At 37.7% G+C, this 1,818-nt stretch carries 1 protein-coding gene; it reads right to left on the reverse strand.

Going from position 1 to position 1,818, the window contains the following annotated elements:
- Window positions 1–1,701 (reverse strand): thiamine pyrophosphate-dependent enzyme (locus COZ07_RS00935; RefSeq protein WP_406606736.1); only part of this gene is annotated, 1,701 nt, incomplete at its 3' end.
- Window positions 1,702–1,818 lie beyond the last annotated feature (117 nt).

Below are 1,818 nucleotides of genomic sequence, written 5' to 3' on the forward strand. Positions count from 1 at the left end.
TTTAGCCATTTGGTTAAAGATTTCATCTCCTGCCCGGCCCAAGAAATCACAATACATTAATTCCACTACTGCTCTCCCTCCGCTTAAAGCATATCCTACTCCTGAACCTACAATAGCTCCCTCGGAAATGGGGGTGTTAAATAAACGATGGTAGGGTAAAATCTCAGTTAATCCCTGGTAAACTCCAAAAGCCCCTCCCCAATCCCGGTTCTCTTCTCCATAGGCTACCATGGTGGGATCTTGTAGAAAACGGTACAGCATCGCTTCAAATAAAGCATCACGATAGGTAAAGACTTTGGTCTTGGGCAAAGATTTACCATCCTGGTCAAAAGCAAAACGCGATTTATAGGAAAACGATTTAACCCGCGGAATTTCATCAGGAGAAATCAAAATTTCCGGCGTGCGTTCCTCCATCTTTTCTTTGTACTGATTAGAAAACATTACCTGATCAATAAAATCACCGTTAACTCGAGGAGAAATATCTAAAGAAGTAGCTAATCTCACGGTATGAGTAATCTTTTGGATGACTTTTTCCTTTAAATTATTTAAAATATTTTGAGTGACAATTTTATTATTTTTTAAATATTCTCCATATTCTTTTATACCATCTAATTTCTCCCAGGCATTAATTTCTTCAGTAGTTCTATAAGAAGAATGGTCTGAGGGGGAATGTCCAGAGATACGATAGGTTATGGTGTCCAGAAGGACAGGACCCTGTCCTTCTAAAAGTATTTTCTTTTTACGCTCTATAGCATCAGCTACTGCTAAAGGATTATAACCATCGATTCTTTCCGCATGTAAATTTTCTGCATTTATCCCCGCTCCGACTCGGGCTAAAATTTGATAACCCATTGTTTCACCTAAAGTTTGCCCTCCCATACCATAGAAATTATTAAAAAAGTTAAATAAAATTGGAGGAGCACCACCAATCTCTTTATCCCAGAGGGTCCGATACTGATCCATAGAAGCTAACATAAGGGCTTCCCATACTGGCCCACAACCCATAGCTCCATCTCCAATATTATTAATTACAATTCCTGGCTTCCTATTTATCCTTTTAAAAAGTGCGGCACCTACACTAATATCCGCTGATCCACCTACAATAGCATTATTAGGCATACTCCCAAAAGGTAAAAAGAAAAGGTGCATAGAACCACCCAACCCTCTATTAAAACCATTAGCCCTACCAAATATTTCCGCTAAAGCTCCATAAAGCACAAAATCTTCCGCTAAATCTTTAATATCTCCCTGATGTTCTTTTTCTACTACTTGGAGACCATCTCCCTCCATATAGTTTTTCATAATTTCATAGAGTTTATTTTCTTCGAGCTTATCCACTGCCGAAAAACACTTAGCTAACACCTCTCCATGGCTTCGATGTGAACCAAAAATAATATCTTCTGGGGCAAGGTGGACACATTGACCAACTACCGCTGCTTCTTGCCCAATAGAAAGATGGGTAGGGCCTTGGTGATTATATTTAATTCCTTGATAAGAACCTTGCGTCTTTATCGAGTTAAGCATAGACTCAAATTCCCGGATGATAAGCATATGATAATAAATATTAATAAGTCTTGGTTTACCTAATTTTTCTAATTCCTTTTTTATAGCAGGTTTATATTGATTTAGAGGAATGTCTTTTATTTTAAGAAATTGCGCTTTTCTCACTTCTTTAGGGTCAATAAACAATGATTTGGTCATAATTTCTCCTTTCTGTAAACTAAATAGGCAGTGAATCATAATGAGTTAAAATAAATGCCAATCTATTCAGAAATTTTGCACCGGTAGCCCCATCAACTGCTCGGTGATCCATAGTTA

It is taken from the genome of Candidatus Infernicultor aquiphilus (assembly GCF_002784285.1).
GTDB classification, from domain to species: domain Bacteria; phylum Atribacterota; class Phoenicimicrobiia; order Phoenicimicrobiales; family Phoenicimicrobiaceae; genus Infernicultor; species Infernicultor aquiphilus.